This window comes from Desulfurispirillum indicum S5 (assembly GCF_000177635.2).
Lineage (GTDB): Bacteria > Chrysiogenota > Chrysiogenetes > Chrysiogenales > Chrysiogenaceae > Desulfurispirillum > Desulfurispirillum indicum.
Map to the genome: position 1 here is coordinate 2,365,819 of NC_014836.1, position 18,900 is coordinate 2,384,718.

Consider the following 18,900-nt stretch of genomic DNA (forward strand, 5'->3'; position numbering starts at 1 on the left):
GACATGAGCGACAACCATGACAACCACGAAATAGACGGCATCCGCGAAGACCGTAAAAAGAACCCGCCCACCTACTACCTCATTCTGCTGGCGGGCCTGGTGATCTGGGCCATCGGCTACATGGGCTACCACTTCATCAGCGGCTGGAATCAGGAAGACGCCTTTGCCCAGCGCTTGGAGGCCCATAAGGAACGCACCGCCCAGCAGCAGGGCAGCGAACCCCAGGCAGCTCCGGCCAGCAATGACCCTGCCAGCATCAAACGCGGCAAAGACCTCTACGACAATCAGTGCGCCATGTGCCACGGCCAGGGTGGCGGTGGTGGCTTTGCCACCGACCTGACCATCAAGAGCCGTTACAAGTACGGCTTTGACCGTGACGCTGTCTTCCAGAGCATCCGCGAAGGACGCCCCGGCGGCATGCCCTCGTCGGCCAACCTGCTCTCCCAACGCCAGATAGACGACATTACCAACTACGTCATATCGGTTATCAGGGAATAGATACCCCGCCCCTGTGATGCTTTGGCAGCACAGGGGCGATTTTTCAGCAGCCTGCACAAGGAAGCACCATGCCCGCCACCCTGACCCCCAAACGACGCGCCATCCAGTGGTTGCTGGTCATCACCGCCCTCACCATTCCCTTTATCGAAATATCCAGCGGCCCCCTGCTGCGCATGGACTTTGCCGCTGGCAGGCTGCACCTCTTCGGCATCACCATCGCCTCCCACCAGATACTCCTGCTGCTGCCCCTGACCCTGGCCCTCATCCTGCTCTTCGTACTGATCACCATTATCCTGGGACGCGCCTGGTGCGGCTGGTTCTGCCCCCAGACCCTGCTGATGAATATAAGTGAATGCACCGCCCGTCGACTGGGACTTCAGGTCAAAGGGGGAAACGTCTCCGGCAGCGCTTGGCGTAAAACCCTCTTCCACCTGACAAACCTCATCCTCGCCCTCCTGGTCAGCGCCAACCTCGTCTGGTATTTTCTGGCACCAGCGACCTTTTTCCAGCGCCTGCTCTCATGGGAACTGGGAGCTGCCGCCACCATGGGCTGGCTTCTCAGCGCGACCACCATCTTCATAAGCCTCAGCCTGCTGCGACGCACCTTCTGCACCCAGATATGCCCCTATGGACGCTTCCAGACCACCCTGCTGACCCCCGCCACCCTGACCCTGCAGTACCACCCCGCCCACGCCCACCGCTGCATCCGCTGCAACGCCTGCGTGCGCGCCTGCCCCACCGGCATCGACATCCGGGAAGGCTACCAGATCGAATGCATCAACTGCGGCAATTGCCTGGACGCCTGTCGCCAGGTCATGGCCCGCAAGAACGAAAGCGGCATCATCCGCTACACCTTCGGCATTGACGACCAGCCATGGCCCAAGCTCTTCAGCACTCCCGTACTGCTCATCGGCAGCGTATTCCTCATCGCCACCACCGCCTTCGTCACCATAGCCACCAACCAATCGGACACCAGCCTCACCATCCGCCGCTCCGCCACCATCGAAAGCCGCCTGCTCTCCGAAAACCGGCAGATCACCTTCTACACCGCCCGTATCGCCAACCGCAGCCAGCACGAGCGCACCTATCAACTGCGCCTGGCCCCCGCCGATCAGGAACACTTCCACCTGCCCGGAATCCCTCCCACCATAATCATGAGTGCCGGCGAAAACCGGGAAATCACCATCGCCCTGCAGACCGCAACACCCCCGCCAAAAGCAAACGCCACCCTGCAGCTGGTGCAGGATGGCGATGTGGTACATGAGATGACACTGCGGGTGGTGGAAGTTCAGGATCAGCCGCAGCCCCACATGGAGTAAAGGATTTCACTGATGTCGCGCTCTCCTATAATCGAAGTTCCGTCGTAGATGCGTAACAGAACCTCGTCAGCATAAAACTCGACTTCGAAATCCACATCAAATCCGGCTCCCGCAGTGGCCTGCAGGATACCGCTGGAAGGGCCACAAGTTCCATCATAGAGCGGTGCAACCGTCTGCCACTCCACGGTTCCGTACTGGGAATCCGTGTACGGACCCGTAACCTCCGTGGCATCCTGCCGATCCACTACCACCTCTTCCAGGCTGTATGTGTTTGCTTCCCAGTCAGCATTCATATCAATGGTAAGCGTACCGCGCTCGTCAGCCAGAGGCTCAAGAAAAAGGGTGCCGTCATAGGCAACGCTGAACTCGTCCCCATACGCCATGGTAATGCCATTCAGGGTCAGTTCAATCCAGGCTGGTTCATCAGCTTCGTTAAAGTCACTGGCCCGAAACTGAAGAGAGCCGCTGAGAGTCTGCTCTCCATCGGGAGAGAATTCCGTGAAGTTAATTATAGCATCTTCTTTGAGATCACCTGTCATCAAGCTCACACCATCAAGAGGTCCTTCAGACAGAGCCTCCACTACCCCCACAATTCCAGGAGCCATATTCTGGTACTCACTCACCAGCCACAGGAAATTGGTGGCCATCCACTCAGCCTCATCCAGGCCGGCCGACCCTTTTTTGTCACCGTCGCTGCTACTGCTGCCGCAGCCAATCACAAGGAGCGCTGCCATCAGCGCCACTGCTCCTGCCAACAAAATTCTGGTCAATGATTCTGTGCTCTTCATGTGTACCTCCAAGATTTGCTATTCATAGTCAATAGACGCCTGGCATTCATCGCACGACGCTACGGCTCGGCCCTGATCCAGCGCTCACTCAGAGCATCATAACGAGCGGAATACAGCCCCGAGGGAAGCCCAGAACTTACTTCAAGGTCGTGCCTCTGCCGCCAGAGCAGCACCGTGTTGCCCTCCTGGTCATGGCTGGCGCGAAACTCACCGCCGATGACTCCCCCTGGGTTTTCGCTCTCAATGGGCCTGACCTCACTTTCCCAGCCGGACGCGGAAGAGTGGTGCCAGGAAGCGATCTGCCATGGCACGGTTTAAAGTGGGCCCAGTTGTCCAGACATATTTCGAGGAAGTTTAAGTTTTCTTATTGCAGCCTATGCCGCAAGCTTTTCCTCCTTTATTCTAAATACTGACATGTACATTTTGTCTGGTGTTCTGTAGTCAAGAGACTGATGAAACCTTCTGCTATTGTAGAAGGTGAAGTATCGCTTTACTCCTTCCTTGAGTTCGGTCATGTTCTCATAGCATTTGATATAGATGTTTTCGTATTTCACACTGCGCCAAAGGCGCTCTACGTAGACATTGTCAAGGGCTCTGCCTTTGCCGTCCATGCTGATTCTGATGCCGTGACTCTTGAGTCTTTGCGTAAATGCCTCTGAGCTATATTGGCTTCCCTGGTCGGTGTTGAATATCCCAGGGACTCCATAGCGTCTGATGGCTTCATCCAGTGCTTCGAGGCAAAAGCAGGTATCCATGGTGTTGGAGATGCGCCAGCTCAGTACTTTGCGGCTGAACAGATCTATGATAGCTGTCAGGTACACCGTCTTGGCGCCAAGCTTCAAGTACGTGATATCAGTGGCCCAAACCTGGTTGGGAAGCCAGATATTCAATCCTCGCAGCAAGTACGGATACTTCTTGTGCTGCTTGTTGGCCCGTGAAAGATTGGGTTTGGGGTAAATCGCACGCAGCCCATGCTTGTGCATAATGCGCCGCACCTGTTTGGAACTCACGGCCATATCATGTTCCTCATTGAGCTGTATGGCTATCTTGCGATAACCGAAGGTGGGAATGTCTTGCAGCACCCTGAGAACAACCTTCAGTATTTCAAGATCAGATTCCTCCAGCGCCGACGAACGTGACTGGTAATAGTAGGTCGAGTGGCTGATGCCAAGCAACTTGCACTGCATCCGTATGCTCAGGTTTTTATGGCCTGGCTCTATGGCATTTTTGGCTCGTGACCGTAGAGTTGCACATACTTTTTTTTTAGGAAGTCCTTCTCAACCTGAAGCATGCCAATTTGCTTGTAAAGGGCGTCAACATTGCGATCCTCTTTGTCCTTGCCCTTCTTCTTGTTGGGACGATCGAATATATCAGGCATGGCTTCCAGAGCACGCTTCTTCCACTCCTTGATCTGCTGGGGATGAACCTCATACTCCTGAGCCAGCTCCTGAACAGTCTTTTCTTCACGCAGCGCCTCAAGGGCTACCTTGGCTTTGAACTCATTGGTAAATGTCTTACGTTGCACTATAGTCACTCTCCAGGTGATGTTTGGATCAGGTCAATCTACGCCACTTCCGATGACTTTGCCAAACTTAAACCCCTGTCCGATTTACTGGGCCCATTATAGTTTGGGAACCAGAAGAACCAATCACCATCCAGTTCTCGTCTGATCGGGAAACTATGTGCAGGGGGGTCAGAGGAGCCTCCTCTTCCACGGCCTCCGACCACTCACCGTCACTGTAGTGACTGCGCCAGAGCTTTCGGGGATCCTCTTCAATAAATCGCCAGAAAACCACCTCTCCATCGCCTTCAAAGGTGAGAAAACTCCTGCCTGTCCAGCGCGCGTCCTGGGCAATCGCCACCGGATCAGACCACTCTTCGCCATCATAGTAGCTGGAGTAGAAGTGATAGTGATACTGTGAACCCTCATCCTCCTCAGACACACGTTGGACCCATACGTACATGGCATTCCCTGCGCCATCGCCTTCTATGAGCCGTGACCAAGGAGTAACATCATCTTCAATTATAGGATCTCCAAACTCTACCCAAGCTTGATCGTCCGGGTCATAGTAACTGGCTCTCCGGTCAACCCGCACCAGCCGGTCTTCTCCCTCCACTTGCATAATCGCGCTATAGTATGGGGAGGGGGAGGGCGTGCCCACTTCCTCCCAGCTGGGAGTGCCCTCACTGAACTGAAAGAGGGTACCACTGCCTAGTAGACCGTCTTGAGTTGGCAGAAACACCAGTCGTTCGCCAGTGGGAGTCAGCAGAAGCTTTGCGGAGCTAATACGATTATTTTCAGCATAAGTCTCTATTACTTCCGCGCCACTCCAGCTTCCAGCATCGCGCGCCGCTGCGCAGAGCTCTGGTGCGTACCCATCGTAACAGAGCCACATCGCCGCAGCGCTTCCATCCTGGTGGAGAACCGCCTGCGGACTATAAGGCCCATCGTTCCCCGTATCATCGCTGAGCAGATGTGCCGGACCCCACAAGCCATTATTGGCATCAAAATCTGCCGTGTACAGGCGCATAACCTCATTGAAATTTTCGTCCTGCTCCAGTTGCTGCCATATGGCGATAGCGTTTCCGTTACCATCACCAGCCAGTTCAAAGTGGGTAACACGAATGGCATCGGGTGTGCTGATCGGCACCCCTCCACTCCAGGGCAGAACTTCCATTTCCAGGTCCACCGGGTCGCTCAGCCGATTCCCAGCATCCCCAACCACCCGCACGCGGTAGACTCCCGTCTTGTCAGGAGTAAACGTCAGGGTGCCCGGACCCCAGCCTCCAGGAATACTCACGTCACTCCCGTCGGGCTTCTCCAGCAACGTCCACTGAAATGCCGTGGAAAGAACATAACCCTCACCGCGCTTACTGTCCGCCCACAGGCAAATCTCGTTGCCCATGGCAAACTTCTGGCTTGCGTCGCAATAGCCAGCCAGTGTGACGGGACCCTTGGGACTGGAACCTCCCCCGCCACTGCTCCCACCACAGCCCGCCAGCACCAGTGCCAGCAGAGCACACAATACCCCATACATCGTTCGCTTCTGCCACATATCACCACCACCCCTTCCCGATAAAACCAGGTGACATTCTCAATAATAAAACACCATTTCCGTTGAAATCACATATTGTTACAGGATCGCTGAAATTTCAAGCAATATAATTATTCTACAAAATACTATTACACCTTCCAATCAAGATACGCTTCTCGCTAAACTCTTGCTGGAAATTGCAATATCGTCAAACATAAAACAGACATGAGCGTACCATCACTCCAAGCACAATAGCCCGTCACATCCCATGAAAAAAGTCGTTGATTCTTTTCGCGACAAGGCTATCATAGAGATTGAATCTCCTACCTCTAACGGCCCCTGAAACACTTTACAACAAGCAGGTACAGAAATTTCGCCTTTACATCCCCCCTCTACAGGAGGCCGCCATGAGTACCCAGAGTACCGAGCCCGCTCCCGATGACTCCCCTGCTCAATGCCTACTGCTCCGATTCCAACGGATTTCGCTTTTCCTCGCTGCAATCACCCTCCTGACGCTCATGAACGGCTGCGGCGGGGGCGGAGGAGGTGGCGGCGGAACGGCACCGGAAACACCGTGGAATGTCTCCGCCTCCCTGGTGGATGGTGGCGTGTCTGTCAGCTGGACGGGCGTGAACAACGCCACCGCCTACCACGTATATTACTCCCGGACACCAGACAGCGGCACAACCGGCACCAGGTTCACTCCCACCCACCCCGAACTGCAGCCTCACACCATTGTCACCGGCCTGGAAAACTACAAATCCTACTACTTTGTGGTAACCGCTTCGAACAAGCATGGAGAGAGCGCGCCAAGCAGTGAAGTCTCGGCTATTCCATCGGAGCGTATAACAGCAGAAACACTGCAGAATAAGTTTGACCCCAACTTGCAGGAATGCCTGACTGGGCACGACATGGGATTTTTCACCACGATATATGAACTGACCTGCTCGGAAAAAAACATCACAAACCTGAGCGGCATGGAGAACTATCTACTTGGCCTGGAAACACTGTCCATAACCGAATCCGAGTCGACTCCATCCACACTGTCAGACCTGCCCCCCCTTGCCAGCCTTCCCTCCCTACGCAGCATTACCCTGAACCATCAGGACATCAGCGACCTCAGCCCACTTGGTGCGCTGCCTCACCTGCAGGGGTTGAATATCAGCTATAACAAGGTGAATTCGCTGCAGCCCATAACTGACCTGACTACCCTGACCGCACTGGAACTGCGCAATAACGAAATATCCTCTATCCCTTCACTGGCAAACATGACAAGCCTGATGAGCGTGACACTGCCCCATAATCAGATGAGCGATATTTCAGGCGTGGTTGGCCTTACCGCTATAATCTATCTTGACCTGTCATACAACAATATCGCAGATATCTCTGCCCTGGCTGGGCTCAGCACATTGAAAGGCCTGGATCTGCCAGGAAATCTCATTGAAAGCGAGCAGCTGACACACCTGGCAAACCTGTCCCAATTGGAATTTCTCTATCTCGACAAAAACAGAATAGATGACTTTTCAGGCCTTGCCGCCATCACCAGCCTGAAAATGCTCGACCTTGGTGACCAGGACGATGATTTCAAAATCACCGCCATTCCGGAGAATATCGGCAACCTCATTCACCTTGAGCAGCTTGGGCTTCGCTACAACAGCATCAGTGACCTCCAGAATTTGTCTGCCCTCAGCAACAGCCTGAGGGATCTTGTGCTGCGGGGAAATGCCATCAGTGACATCAGCCCCCTGGCTTCCCTGACAAACCTGGTCTGGCTTGAACTGGAGAGCAACCAGATTGACACTGGTGTCGGCTCACTGGTGGAGCTCACCAATATTCAAATGATCAAACTGGACAACAATCCGGGCATGAGTTGCAGTGAGCTGGAAACCCTCATTGAGTTTTTTGGAGATAGAGTTTCCCCTTCACATGTAGATCCAGACACTACCTGCACCAGCCCATAACTTCACCCAACCCACCCCTCCCTGCGGAGGGGTGGGTCTCATACTGCACCATCTCCTTCACTCCCCCTCTTTCCCTGTACAGGCACGCAAAAATCTGGCATGAATACGGGCAAGCTGCTGCAAAACAGACACAGAACGCTTCCGCCGAGGAGAGAATATGCTTTTCCCGAAATCCGCCCCCTGGCTGGGCATTGCCATACTGTTCGCGGCCTTCTTCCTCTTCAGCGCGTCGGCTATTCACCGCGCTTTCACGGGGGTCAGCGCGGTCACCGACCCCCTTTACTACCAGCACGGCCTGAAATACTACGAGAGTGTGGCGGAAAAGCGCATGGCGGCAACGCTTGGCTGGGTAGCGACGGCAGAGCTGGCGGGTCGCCAGCTGTCCATAACGTTGCGGGACGGCACAGGAGCTGCCCTGGAGGGCGGCACCGCCCGTCTGGAGCTCGCCACCGCCCAGGGGGCAATGGAACTGGCCCTTGAAGCTCATCCCCAGGGTGCATACGAGGCCGCACTGCCCGCCGACCTGTCGGGGGAAGTGCACCTGACCTTCAGTTTCGCCAGGGATGAAAGCCGCATCAGCCGCAATTTCCTGGTGCATCTCGGTGAGTAATTCCCGCTGCTACCACTGTGGCGACCCCAACCCCGCCGGTGCCCCCATCTGCCACGAGGAAAACGGCCAGCGCTTCCTCTTCTGCTGCCACGGTTGCCGCAGCGCTTTTCTTTTGATTCGCGGCGCGGGGCTGGAGCAGTTCTACCAGCAGCGCCAGTGGGACGATGAGGGTCTGCCCGCAGGGGCTTTCGATGAGTGCTACAGCGCCGAATACCTGGAGCGCCACACAACTGCGGAACCGGACGGCCAGCGCAGCATCAGTATTTTTGTGGAGGGCATTCGCTGCGCCACCTGCGTGTGGCTGGTGGAGCGCATGCTGCTGAAAATTCCCGGCGTCACCCAGGCCCGCCTCAACTACGGCACCCACCGGGCCAGGGTGGCCTTTGATCCCGAACGCACCAGCGCCCAGACGATTTTCCAGACCCTGACCCGTCTGGGCTACCTGCCCCGCCCCTACGAGCAGAACCATGTGGAGGAGGCGCGTCGCAGGGAACAGCGCTCCCTCGTCATCCGCTTTGTTACGGCGGCCTTCCTCTCCATGCAGCTCATGGGCTACTCCCTGGCCCTCTACGCCGGATACTTCCAGGGCATGAGCGCCGAAGCGCGCGCCCTCATGCAGGTGCTCAGCGCCATCGTCACCACTCCGGTGGTCTTCTATGCCGGCTGGCCCTTCCTGGTGGGAGGCTGGAACAGCCTGCGCAACCGCTCGCCCAATATGGACACCCTTATCTGCATTGGCGTGCTGGCCGCCTACTTTGCCAGCCTGCACGCCATGGTCAGTGATGGGGAAGTGTATTTTGACACCGCCGCCATGATCGTCACCCTGATTCTGGCGGGACGGCTCTTCGAAAATATGGCCCGTAACCGGGCGCTGCAGGGGGTGGAGCGCCTGCTGCGCGTTGCCCCGGCCACAGCCTGCCGCCTGCGGGACGGGCAGACCGAAACGGTGGATACGGCCTCTCTGGCAGTGGGCGATATAGTGCTGGTGCGCCCCGGTGAGCGCTTCAGCGTGGATGGAATGGTGCTAGAAGGGCAGACGGAGGTGGATGAATCCATCATCAGCGGTGAACCCCTGCCCGTGCTGCGCGGTGCCGGCGAGCGGGTACTGGCCGGCGCCATGAACCTGAGCGCCTCGGTGCAGGTGCGCGTAACCACCAGCGCCGCCGAATCCTTTATCGCCCGTATCGCGCGGGTGGTGGAAGAGGCCCAGTCCCGCAAGGCCCCTATCGAACAGCTGGTCAACCGTATCTCCCGTGTTTTCGTGCCCATTGTGGTGCTGGTCAGCGCCGGCTCCTTCACCTACTGGAGCGCCTTCCCCGCAGAGCACACCACCCCCCTGCTGGCGGCGGTGGCCGTACTCATCATCGCCTGCCCCTGCGCCCTGGGCCTGGCCACACCCATGGCAGTACTGGTGGGCACCGCCAGCGCAGCACGGCACGGCATGCTCTTCCGTGGCGGCGACATTGTGGAGATGACCGCCCGCATCGACACCATCGCCTTTGACAAAACCGGCACCCTCACCGAAGGGCGTCCCCGGGTCATTCACGTGGAGCCATTTCCCTCCAGCGCTGCGGATGAACTGCTGCGCCTGGCCGCCATGGCCGAACAGGGCAGCGTCCATCCCATCGCCAGGGGCATTCTGGAAGAAGCGCGCCGGCGGGAGATCCCCCTGCCCAGCGAGCCACACAGCAGCACCGCCATTGCCGGCAAGGGCGTAATCTGCCCCACCCGCCACGGCACCATCCGCGTGGGCACTCCCACCCTGCTGGACGAAGGCGGCGTCCTGGTGCCAGGCTCCCCCATAGCGCACCACGAAGGCAGCACCACTGTCCACGTGGCCCTGGAACAGCAGTACCACGGCGTTATCCTGCTGGAGGACACCCCCCGCCAGGACAGCGCCACCACCATCGCACACCTGCACACCATGGGAATACGCACCGCCCTGCTGACCGGGGATACCCGGACCGCCGGGCACTCCCTCGCCAAGGGGCTGGGCATTGACGAAGTGCACGCAGAGCAGCTGCCCGCCGAGAAAGCCCAGTGGATCAGCCAGCGCATGGCCAGCGGAAATCACGTCATGATGGTGGGCGACGGCATCAACGATGCCCCCGCCCTCAGCACCGCCCACATCGGCTGCGCCATGGCCGGTGGCACCGACGTCGCCCTGGAAGTCTCCGACATCGTCCTGACCCGCCCCCAGCCCCTGCGCATCGTGGACGCTCTGACCATCGCCCGCCGCATCCGGCGCGGCATCCGCCAGAACCTCTTCTGGGCCTTCATCTACAACGTCAGCGCCATCCCCCTGGCCGCCCTTGGCCTCCTGGCACCCATCCACGCCGCCGCCGCCATGACCATCAGCTCCCTGTGCGTGGTGGGGAATTCGTTGCGACTGCGCAGGCTGAGCTAGTTGCTGACGCTTTGTTGCCACTTTTGACTCGCCAAAAGTGGCAAAAGAAACTCACAAACAAGATGAGGGCAATGTCAAGCGACGCCGTCTGTGCAGAACCATTTTGGCCATCCAACTATGGTATCCAGGTCGGCGCCGACAACCTGCCGCTTCGGGGGTGCGAAACTTCATCTACTTTTTCTCTTTGTTTTTCTTGCTCCTTCGCGTCCATTTGCGTTCATTTGCGGTTTCATCTGGTATACTCCCCCCATGCCCTACACCTATATCATCCTCATCATCCTCAGCCTCTGTCTTGCCACCGGTGCCTGGCTCATCTTCATCTGGGCTCTGAAACGGGACCAGTTCGACGACATGGAAGGGCCGAAATATCGCATGCTCGATGATGATGACGACAAAAAACAGTCTTGACTTTTACTGTCTCCTGCAATACCAATAGGAAAACTTTCATGCAGGAGCATTTATGGATTTGCGCGTTCTCGCACTGACCTGCTGCCTTGTGGCATCCGGATGCTCACGCGCTCTGGACCTGCCATCACACGCTCCCCCGGAGCAGGGCGATCACCGGCAAATCAGCTACCGCATCAGCAAACTCCACCTGCCCCGGCAAGCCCTTGCCGAGCCACCACCCACAACACTGCCAGCGGTCTCCGGCAACCTGCGCAGCGCCTCTCTGTCCAGCCTGATTCATCTTCTGCTCCAGGACAGTCATATAAACTACATCCTTGAAGATATTCCTGAACAGGATATTGCCTTCACCTTTCCGCGTCCGATGGCGCTCCCGGAGGCGCTGTATGCCGTAGCCACCGCAGCGGGCCTGCAGATAACCAGCCGTGACGGCACCCTGGTCATCAGCAGCAATGATTTCCGTACCTTCACCCTCGACTACCTGGCCCAGGGCGCCGTTCTGCCCGGACAATCCTTCAGCCCGCTCAACAGTGCCCCGGTCTATCTCACGGATTCCGCTCACGCTTCGGAGCGGCAGCGCATATGGAATGTCATTCGCGAAAACCTCAGCAGCCTGGCTTCCGAGGACGGGCGCGTGATCATCAATGACCTGACGGGCACCATCCTGGTAAGCGATAATGCTTCGGCCATGCGCCGCATCGAAGCGTACCTTGACATGGTGCGGCGCCTGTACGACCAGCAGGTGGAGATATCGGTCCGAATCCTGCAGATATCCCTCTCCGACTCCCTCACCATGGGAGTGGACTACTCGGCCCTCTTCCGGGTCAGCGGCAGCGATACCCCCATCGCCTTCAACCTCCACGGCACTGAGGGCCAGGCGGGAGCCAGTCTGGACGGAACCGCAGGCGAACGGGGCGTTCTGGACTACACCGTGGGGGTCCTGAATCCGGGCAAGTTCGCGGGCTTTCTGCAGTTTCTCAGCCTCCACGGCACCGTGCATACCCTTTCCAACCCCACCATCACCACCCTGAACAATGTAACGGGCAATGTGTACTCCATCCGCACCTATCCCTACCAGGTGACAACCACCGAGAGCAGCGCCAATGTCCGCGAGGCTCGAACCTATTTTGAAGATGTGAAGATCGGCGTCAGTCTGACGGTGACACCCAACATTGTGAACAATGGGGATATTCTGCTGGAGGTATTGCCCGTGGTGGGGGAGATTTACGAGGAGAACTTCAACCCCGCTTCCGGTGAACGGGAAAAGCCACAGACCGTGGAACAGGCGATCCGCACCATACTGCGCACCCGCAATAATCACTCCTACTTCATCGGCGGCCTGATCTACGAAAAAAACGTGGAGAGCACCAGCGGCATTCCCGTACTCAGCAGGATTCCCGTGCTCGGGAGGCTCTTCCGCTCCGACCGCAGGGTGCAGAGCCGTCAGGAGCTGGTCATCGTCCTGACGCCAAAAATCATTCCAAGCCTTGACTCCCACAGCGCTGGCCCCGTTGACTATCACAGCACTCCCCTGCATTACGGCCTGCTGGAATACCAGGCTGGCGCAAGAGCTCCCCTCGCCCTGGACGACCATGCCCCGCCACTGACCAACGACGATCTGGCATATTTCTTTCTCCAGCGTGGCCTGGACGCTCTGGGTGCTGGCGAAAACCTCCAGGCGCTCAGCATGCTGCAGTCGGCGCTGGGGTTTTCACCCACCTGCCCGTTCAGCCGCTTCTACCTGGCCCTGGCTCACTGGAACCTGCGTGATTTCAACGAGGCCATCGGCCAGCTGACGATCCACCTCCACCACGCACCCACTGACCAGCTCGCCATCCACAACCTGGGGCTGATGCACTTTCACCAGGGGAACTTCCAGCAGGCGCTGCGACATATGCAGCGCCTGCCCCTGGATCATCCGGCTGTGCAGAACAATCTGGCCATAGTGCATGCCAGCCTGGGTCATCACGACCGGGCACGCGTGCTGTGGAAAGCTGCCGGAAACTGCGACGCACGCCACAATCTGACCCTTTCCCGGCAAGACGATGATCTGCTGCGGCAGGAGTACCTGGAGCACTGTGTTCCCGAACAGTCTGCCTCCCGTTGAACGCCGGTGAAGCCGTATTTTCCGCCGACAGTCCGCGACATGATTGGCACTTTCTCTTCCATGGGGTAGAAACAGAAAGTCCCGCCACCGGACGGGAATATGCTGAAGGGTTGGGAGACGCTATGGGACTGGAAATTCTCGTGATGTATGTGGCGGTGGGACTGATTGCCGGACTCCTGGCAGGGCTGCTTGGTATCGGCGGCGGGGTGGTGATCGTCCCCCTGCTGGTATGGTGTTTTCTGCGGCAGGGTATTCAGCCCGACCATATCATGCATCTGGCCCTGGGCACCTCCCTGGCCAGCATCATCTTCACATCCATCTCCAGCTTTCTGTCGCACCATCGCCGTGGTGCCGTTGACTGGACCATCGTGCGCCGGATAGTGCCGGGAATTCTGGTGGGAACCTTCCTGGGCACCATGGTGGCCTCGCAGCTTTCCAGCAACTTCCTCAAGGGTTTTTTCTGCCTCTTCCTGTACACCATCGCCACCCAGATCATCCTCAATAAAAAACCGAAGGCGTCACGTCAGCTGCCTGGCAATGCCGGAATGTTCGCCACCGGCTCGACCATCGGGGCCGTATCCAGCTTTGTCGGCATCGGCGGAGGCTCACTCTCGGTACCGTTCATGCTGTGGTGCAATGTCACCGCCCACCGCGCCATCGGCACATCGGCGGCTATCGGCCTGCCCATCGCCGTTGCCGGAGCCATCGGCTACATCGTCAACAATCTCCAGGTCACCGGCCTGCCCGCCTACAGCATCGGCTACGTCTATCTGCCAGCTCTGGCGGGCATTGTCTGCGCCAGTGTGCTGACCGCCCCCCTGGGCGCGCGCCTGGCCCACTCCCTGCCCGTCGATCGCCTCAAACGCTTTTTCGCCATCTTCCTCTATGTGGTTGCCACCAGGATGGCCTGGGAGCTGGTCGCCTGATTCCCTGCGGTGCAATCAGGGGAGCACACGCATTCCCTGGATGCGGCTGATCAGAAGAGCATCGGAGCGGACACTGGAGAGCTCGCGTCCCGGACGCAGCGTGGTGATCACCACGCCTCCCATGATGGCCCGGCCTTCCCGACCCCAGGAGCGGGTGCGCACACCCCAGGCATCGTGTACCGCCATGGGCTGCCCCTCGTGCTCACCGATATAGAGCATGACGTGGCCACGCATCCACAGCAGCGTCATGAAGGGCACCGCGTTTTCCCGAATAAAGCGTTCTCGCTCGGCGGGCTTCATGGCGCTCAGGTCAATGAGATTCTCCTCCACGAAGTGCGCCTGCTGATAGGAGTTGCGGGGCAACCACACCCCGAAGCTGGTAAAAATATCCCGCAGGAAAGCTGAGCAATCGCGGTTGCCATACATCCCCCCCCAGCCATACTTCTCTGCGGCCATGGCATCGGCCACGCGGGCGATATTCTGCGCTGTCAGCGGCAGCGGAAAGGGAGCCATATCCACCGCCGGCACGGAAGCCTTCTCAAGGTGCGCCTGACCGTGAACATCCCGCAGGGCCACCAGCAGAGCGCCATCGCCAGCCACAGGGTACAGCCCGCCCACGCGACCATGGATCATATAGCTCCCAGCCTCATCGTACAGCGGCACCTGGTCGCGAACCATCACCATAAACGGCCCCTGCCGCAGAATCCGACGCTGATGTTCATCCACCAGGGCCACATCCTGAGCCCGCACCCAGCCCCGCACATAGGGTGCCTGCACAAAGAGCCAGTCGCCGGTACGGCTCATGTGCTCAATGCGCACCGGGGTATTGGCAAAAAGCAGGGAGTCCTGCCAGTAATCGAAGGGATACCCCTCTCCCGCACGGGAAAAATCATAAAAGCGCGGCTTGTGGGTGGGGAAGACCCGCACATGGGTTTCGCGCACCGTGATGGCCGCAGCCGAGCGGGAGGGGTAGTGCATGACGTCCATCTCGGCAATCAGGTGCTCTATCCAGGCCGGATCGTTTGGCAAGCGGTTTTCGCCGTAGCCGGGATTCTTCAGGGCAATCTCTATGCCCCAGAAGGGACTCACCAGCTCACCCTCCTCATTGTATTCAGCGTGCGGGCCACCGTCCTCCCAGGGAGCGAAATAGAAATCCAGGTACTCGGAAGCGAAGCGCTGCTGTTCGACAGACCCTGCCAGCCGCGCTTCAGAGCCCGCGCCCAGATACGCCTGAACATATTGGGGGTAGCGTTCCAGATCGGCGATAACCACAGGCTGGCGGCCGGCACAGCCCCAGGTGGTGAAGAGCAGAAGAAGTATCAGAAGAAGCGCGCGCGTCAAAAACATAAGGGCCCCCGCATGGTGATTCGGTCAGTGCCGGGAGGATACCCGAAAACAAAGCCAAGGTGAAGAGCAGAGAGGTTTTGCAATCGGTGAAGGCATGCGATATTATTCCGGCAACCTGACAAGTACCGGAGTTCCCATGCTGCGACCATCCATCGAAAAAGTTCTGGCCGGAAAGGATCTGAGCCGCCAGGAGGCCAGCGAGGTCTTCAACGCCATCATGGATGGCCAGTGCTCGGAAATCCAGATGGCCGCCTTCCTCACCGGCCTGCGCATGAAGGGCGAAAGCCGCGATGAAATCGTCGCCGCCACCACCGCCATGCGTTCACGCTCCATCCACGTCCCCATCGACCACCGCCGGAACCGTGTGCTGGACACCTGCGGCACCGGCGGCGACGGCACCAATACCTTCAACATTTCCACCACCGTGGCCCTGCTGCTCAGCGCCCATGGCGGCATAAAGGTGGCCAAACACGGCAACGTCTCCAACTCCAGCAAGAGTGGCAGCGCCGACCTCATCCGCGCCCTCGGCGTCCATATGGACGCCACGCCTCAGCATATTGCCACCTCGCTGGAGCAGTGCAACCTGGGCTTTATCTTTGCCGCCAACCACCACCCCGCCATGAAATACGCCGCCCCTGTGCGACGCGGGCTGGGCATCCGCACCATCTTCAATATCCTCGGCCCCCTCACCAACCCCGCGGGCGCGCCCTACCAGCTCATGGGCGTCTTCGATCCCCAGATCCTGGAAACCCTGGCCGAAGTCCTGCTGGAACTTGGCTCCAGACGGGTGGTGCTGGTCAGCGGCATGGATGGCATGGATGAAGTGACCCTGTGCGCCGACACCAAGGTGGTCATCGGCACGGCAGGCGACATCCGCACCATGGAGTTCAACCCCGAGACCATCGGCTTCCACAAGGTGGTCCCCGATGAGATTCGGGGAGACACCCCCGAAGTGAACCGGGACATCGCCCTGGGTATCCTGAAGGGCAGCATCAGCGGCGCGCGCCGGGATATCGTCATCCTCAACGCCGCCTTCGCCCTCTACGCCGCCGAAATCACCGATGACATCCGCGAAGGTGTGGAAATCGCCCGGGGACTGCTGGACAGCGGTAAGGCCTGGGAAGCCTGCCAGCGCTTTGTGGAGTTTAACCGCAGCAGTGAATAAAAGGTTTCACACAAGGCCCGGGAAAAGAGAGGAATTGACCGCAAATAAACGCGAATGAACGCTTATCCAGAAGAATGAAACAGGTCTCTCGCCCGTTCGTTACGCCCATTGGGGACACGAGGAGCGCCAGTATTCTGAGAGCGAGCCACGGACGAAAGCGAGTATCTCCGTGAGGAATGCGGGCGCGAGTGCAGCTACACCGTGAACAGTTACCAGGAAATTGATTTGGCTGACAGTCTCCCTGGCGTTCTCTGCGGCTTTGCGAGAGGAAATTGTCTTTTCGGTATCCGCAAGTCCTGAATGATTCATTCCAGGTTTAACAGGCTGCTGAAAAACCCTCATCTGCGGCGTTGCTCGCAGTCGCGCGTCACTGCAACGTACGGGGAGTACGCTTCATTCCTCGCTCCGCGAGCGCCTTGCACCTGAGCATTTTTCAATTGCCTGCGTATTTTGAGGTATTTCAGCAAGCTGTTAATCATATACTTTTCGAGGGAACCATGCTCACCACCATCCTCCAGCACAAACAACAGGAAATCGCCGACCGCATTCACCAGCTCGATACCTGGAAGGCTCAGGCTGCCGACCGCAGCGACTTCCGCTCCCTGGTCACGGCCATGCACAGCGGAGATATCGCCATTCTGGCCGAGGTGAAAAAGGCCAGCCCCTCCAAGGGGCTTATCTGCGCTGACTTCGATCCCGTCGCCATTGCCCGCGCTTACGAGCAGGGCGGTGCCGCCGCCATCAGTGTCTTGACCGACGAGCGCTTCTTCCAGGGCAGCAGCCCGTATCTCAGCGCCGTGCGCCAGGCCGTCAGCCTGCCCGTCCTGCGCAAGGATTTCATCATCCACCCCTCCCAGGTCTATGAAGCAGCTGCCATCGGAGCCGATGCCATTCTGCTCATCGGCGAAGCCCTGGAAGCCCCCCAGGCCCAGGAACTCTACGACCTGGCAAGCGAAATCGGCCTGGATGTGCTCTTTGAAGTCCACCACCAGGACCAGCTGGTCAAACTGCCCACCAACTTCGGCGGCCTGCTGGGCGTCAATAACCGCGACCTCTCCACCTTCCATGTGGACTTGCAGACCTCCGTCACCATCGCCCACGCTACGGGCCGGGCCGTGGTCTGTGAAAGCGGCATCGGCGGACGAGACGATATTGAATCCATGACCCGTCAGGGCATCCGCATGTTCCTCATCGGCGAATACCTCGTCAAGCAGCCGGACCGCGCCGCCGCCCTGCGTCAGCTCATGGGACAGAGCTGACATGACACGGGTCAAAATCTGCGGCATCCGCGACACGCAAACCGCCCAGCACTGCGTCCGGCTGGGCGTCAACGCCCTCGGATTTGTCCACTACCCCGACTCACCCCGCTTTATCAGCCCCGCCCACACCGCTGCCATCGTCAAGGCGCTGCCCCCCTTTGTGGAAACTGTCAGCCTCGTGGTGAAACAGGCTCCTCGGGAAGCCGCCGCCATGGCCCGCGAGGCCGGCACCAGCATTATCCAGTACTATGGTACCATTGCCCAATACCTGGAGCTGCGCCAGCTCTTTGCCCGCACCATCTTCACCACCGCCGACGCCACCATCGCCCATGAACTCATGAACACGCACCCTGAAAGCTGGCTGCTCTTCGACGGCCAGACCCCCCACTATGGCGGCGCCGGCGTGCAGGCCGACTGGAGCGAAGCCGCACGGCTGGCCCGCCGCACATCCCTGATACTGGCCGGTGGCCTGACCCCGGAGAACGTGGCCCAGGCCATCGACACCGTGAAACCGTATGCCGTAGACGTCAGCTCAGGCGTAGAGCGTGAAAAAGGCGTGAAGTGCCCGCAGCGGATTGAGGACTTTGTAAAGACCGTTTACCGAAAACGATAACTGAAGTTTCGTGTCTTGCCGTCTCGGGAGATGGTATTATTTTCCTAATGTTTACTACGCGGAAGCAGTATTGATTCTGCATACTTGACTCATCTGGATATTGTCCTTTTTGACCGCGCAAAAAGGACACAAAAACGCGCCCCCCGAACTCCCGTTTTTCCGGATCGCCTGCTCGCCTGCTCTGGAGATCCGGCAGCAGGCTGCTCAAAGAGGCCCATCTGCTGCGTTGTCGGGCATCGCTCGTCACTGCGACGTACAGGGAGTACGCCTCGCTCCTCGCTTTGCCCGCGCCTTGCACCTGGGCCTCTTTGCGTTGCCTGACCCCTGCCTCCCTGCAGTGCTGCCGGACCACTCACTTCCTGTGAGTGCCCCTTCGGGTCTTGCCAGCCAGGCGTCGCACTCACCGGACGGGCTCAGGGGGGGAACGGCTTGTTTCTGCCTCTCCCCATGGGCTGGACCA

At 58.6% G+C, this 18,900-nt stretch carries 16 protein-coding genes; 11 read left to right on the top strand and 5 right to left on the bottom strand.

Features of this window, described 5'->3' with window-relative positions:
* The first annotated feature begins 3 nt into the window (after window positions 1–3).
* Complete coding sequence (locus SELIN_RS11055) at window positions 4–498, top strand: c-type cytochrome (RefSeq protein WP_013506743.1); 495 nt, start codon at window positions 4–6, stop codon at window positions 496–498.
* A 68-nt stretch (window positions 499–566) separates the two neighbouring features.
* Window positions 567–1,817 carry a 4Fe-4S dicluster domain-containing protein gene (locus SELIN_RS11060; protein ID WP_013506744.1) on the top strand — a complete coding sequence of 417 codons (1,251 nt, stop codon included), beginning with the start codon at window positions 567–569 and terminating at the stop codon, window positions 1,815–1,817.
* Here the strand turns inward: SELIN_RS11060 and SELIN_RS11065 are convergent.
* From SELIN_RS11065 to SELIN_RS11085, 4 genes are all read right to left on the bottom strand, one after another.
* Window positions 1,793–2,551, bottom strand: coding sequence for a hypothetical protein (locus SELIN_RS11065; RefSeq protein WP_041726075.1), 759 nt, complete (start codon window positions 2,549–2,551; stop codon window positions 1,793–1,795). The genes SELIN_RS11060 and SELIN_RS11065 overlap by 25 nt on opposite strands.
* Window positions 2,552–2,979: 428 nt before the next feature.
* Window positions 2,980–3,825, bottom strand: coding sequence for an IS3 family transposase (locus tag SELIN_RS11075; RefSeq protein WP_041725906.1), 846 nt, complete (start codon window positions 3,823–3,825; stop codon window positions 2,980–2,982).
* Complete coding sequence (locus SELIN_RS11080) at window positions 3,822–4,139, bottom strand: transposase (protein WP_198007093.1); 318 nt, start codon at window positions 4,137–4,139, stop codon at window positions 3,822–3,824. Before SELIN_RS11080 ends, SELIN_RS11075 begins: the two co-directional genes overlap by 4 nt.
* Before the next feature lie 58 nt (window positions 4,140–4,197).
* Window positions 4,198–5,661, bottom strand: coding sequence for a hypothetical protein (locus SELIN_RS11085; RefSeq protein ID WP_013506746.1), 1,464 nt, complete (start codon window positions 5,659–5,661; stop codon window positions 4,198–4,200).
* A 386-nt stretch (window positions 5,662–6,047) separates the two neighbouring features.
* Between SELIN_RS11085 and SELIN_RS14195 the strand changes: the two genes are divergently transcribed.
* From SELIN_RS14195 to SELIN_RS11125, 6 genes are all read left to right on the top strand, one after another.
* Window positions 6,048–7,601: a leucine-rich repeat domain-containing protein gene (locus tag SELIN_RS14195; RefSeq protein ID WP_013506747.1), complete on the top strand. Its 1,554-nt coding sequence runs from the start codon at window positions 6,048–6,050 to the stop codon at window positions 7,599–7,601.
* Between the two features lie 157 nt (window positions 7,602–7,758).
* Entirely contained in the window at window positions 7,759–8,211 is a 453-nt protein-coding gene (locus SELIN_RS14200) for a FixH family protein (protein WP_013506748.1), read from the top strand.
* Window positions 8,204–10,618 (top strand): heavy metal translocating P-type ATPase, encoded by a 2,415-nt coding sequence (locus SELIN_RS11100; protein WP_013506749.1) that lies wholly within the window; start codon window positions 8,204–8,206, stop codon window positions 10,616–10,618. Before SELIN_RS14200 ends, SELIN_RS11100 begins: the two co-directional genes overlap by 8 nt.
* A gap of 249 nt (window positions 10,619–10,867) precedes the next feature.
* Window positions 10,868–11,026 carry a cbb3-type cytochrome oxidase assembly protein CcoS gene (ccoS, locus tag SELIN_RS11105; RefSeq protein WP_013506750.1) on the top strand — a complete coding sequence of 53 codons (159 nt, stop codon included), beginning with the start codon at window positions 10,868–10,870 and terminating at the stop codon, window positions 11,024–11,026.
* 52 nt (window positions 11,027–11,078) lie between these two features.
* On the top strand, window positions 11,079–13,130 hold the full coding sequence (locus SELIN_RS14205) for a tetratricopeptide repeat protein (protein WP_013506751.1): 2,052 nt from the start codon (window positions 11,079–11,081) through the stop codon (window positions 13,128–13,130).
* A 122-nt stretch (window positions 13,131–13,252) separates the two neighbouring features.
* On the top strand, window positions 13,253–14,056 hold the full coding sequence (locus tag SELIN_RS11125) for a sulfite exporter TauE/SafE family protein (RefSeq protein WP_013506752.1): 804 nt from the start codon (window positions 13,253–13,255) through the stop codon (window positions 14,054–14,056).
* A 15-nt stretch (window positions 14,057–14,071) separates the two neighbouring features.
* Here the strand turns inward: SELIN_RS11125 and SELIN_RS11130 are convergent, their stop codons facing one another.
* On the bottom strand, window positions 14,072–15,403 hold the full coding sequence (locus tag SELIN_RS11130; protein WP_013506753.1) for an SH3 domain-containing C40 family peptidase: 1,332 nt from the start codon (window positions 15,401–15,403) through the stop codon (window positions 14,072–14,074).
* 94 nt (window positions 15,404–15,497) lie between these two features.
* Here SELIN_RS11130 and trpD point away from each other — a divergent pair, with 94 nt between their 5' ends.
* The 3 genes from trpD to SELIN_RS11145 all read left to right on the top strand — a co-directional run bounded on the left by trpD (window position 15,498) and on the right by SELIN_RS11145 (window position 18,440).
* The gene (trpD, locus tag SELIN_RS11135) at window positions 15,498–16,568 is read left to right on the top strand and encodes an anthranilate phosphoribosyltransferase (RefSeq protein ID WP_083806032.1); all 1,071 of its coding nucleotides are present in this window, start codon (window positions 15,498–15,500) and stop codon (window positions 16,566–16,568) included.
* A gap of 497 nt (window positions 16,569–17,065) precedes the next feature.
* Window positions 17,066–17,827: an indole-3-glycerol phosphate synthase TrpC gene (gene trpC / locus SELIN_RS11140; protein WP_013506755.1), complete on the top strand. Its 762-nt coding sequence runs from the start codon at window positions 17,066–17,068 to the stop codon at window positions 17,825–17,827.
* A 1-nt stretch (window position 17,828) separates the two neighbouring features.
* Window positions 17,829–18,440, top strand: a complete 612-nt coding sequence (locus SELIN_RS11145; RefSeq protein WP_013506756.1) for a phosphoribosylanthranilate isomerase — start codon at window positions 17,829–17,831, stop codon at window positions 18,438–18,440.
* Window positions 18,441–18,900 lie beyond the last annotated feature (460 nt).

Bases quoted from the DNA above. Each gene is read 5' to 3' on its own strand.
- SELIN_RS11055 (WP_013506743.1), top strand. From the start codon at position 4: ATGAGCGACAACCATGACAACCACGAAATAGACGGCATCCGCGAAGAC.
- SELIN_RS11060 (WP_013506744.1), top strand. From the start codon at position 567: ATGCCCGCCACCCTGACCCCCAAACGACGCGCCATCCAGTGGTTGCTG.
- SELIN_RS11065 (WP_041726075.1), bottom strand. From the start codon at position 2,551: ATGGCAGCGCTCCTTGTGATTGGCTGCGGCAGCAGTAGCAGCGACGGT.
- SELIN_RS11085 (WP_013506746.1), bottom strand. From the start codon at position 5,661: ATGTGGCAGAAGCGAACGATGTATGGGGTATTGTGTGCTCTGCTGGCA.
- SELIN_RS14195 (WP_013506747.1), top strand. From the start codon at position 6,048: ATGAGTACCCAGAGTACCGAGCCCGCTCCCGATGACTCCCCTGCTCAA.
- SELIN_RS14200 (WP_013506748.1), top strand. From the start codon at position 7,759: ATGCTTTTCCCGAAATCCGCCCCCTGGCTGGGCATTGCCATACTGTTC.
- ccoS (WP_013506750.1), top strand. From the start codon at position 10,868: ATGCCCTACACCTATATCATCCTCATCATCCTCAGCCTCTGTCTTGCC.
- SELIN_RS14205 (WP_013506751.1), top strand. From the start codon at position 11,079: ATGGATTTGCGCGTTCTCGCACTGACCTGCTGCCTTGTGGCATCCGGA.
- SELIN_RS11125 (WP_013506752.1), top strand. From the start codon at position 13,253: ATGGGACTGGAAATTCTCGTGATGTATGTGGCGGTGGGACTGATTGCC.
- SELIN_RS11130 (WP_013506753.1), bottom strand. From the start codon at position 15,403: ATGTTTTTGACGCGCGCGCTTCTTCTGATACTTCTTCTGCTCTTCACC.
- trpD (WP_083806032.1), top strand. From the start codon at position 15,498: ATGCGATATTATTCCGGCAACCTGACAAGTACCGGAGTTCCCATGCTG.
- trpC (WP_013506755.1), top strand. From the start codon at position 17,066: ATGCTCACCACCATCCTCCAGCACAAACAACAGGAAATCGCCGACCGC.
- SELIN_RS11145 (WP_013506756.1), top strand. From the start codon at position 17,829: ATGACACGGGTCAAAATCTGCGGCATCCGCGACACGCAAACCGCCCAG.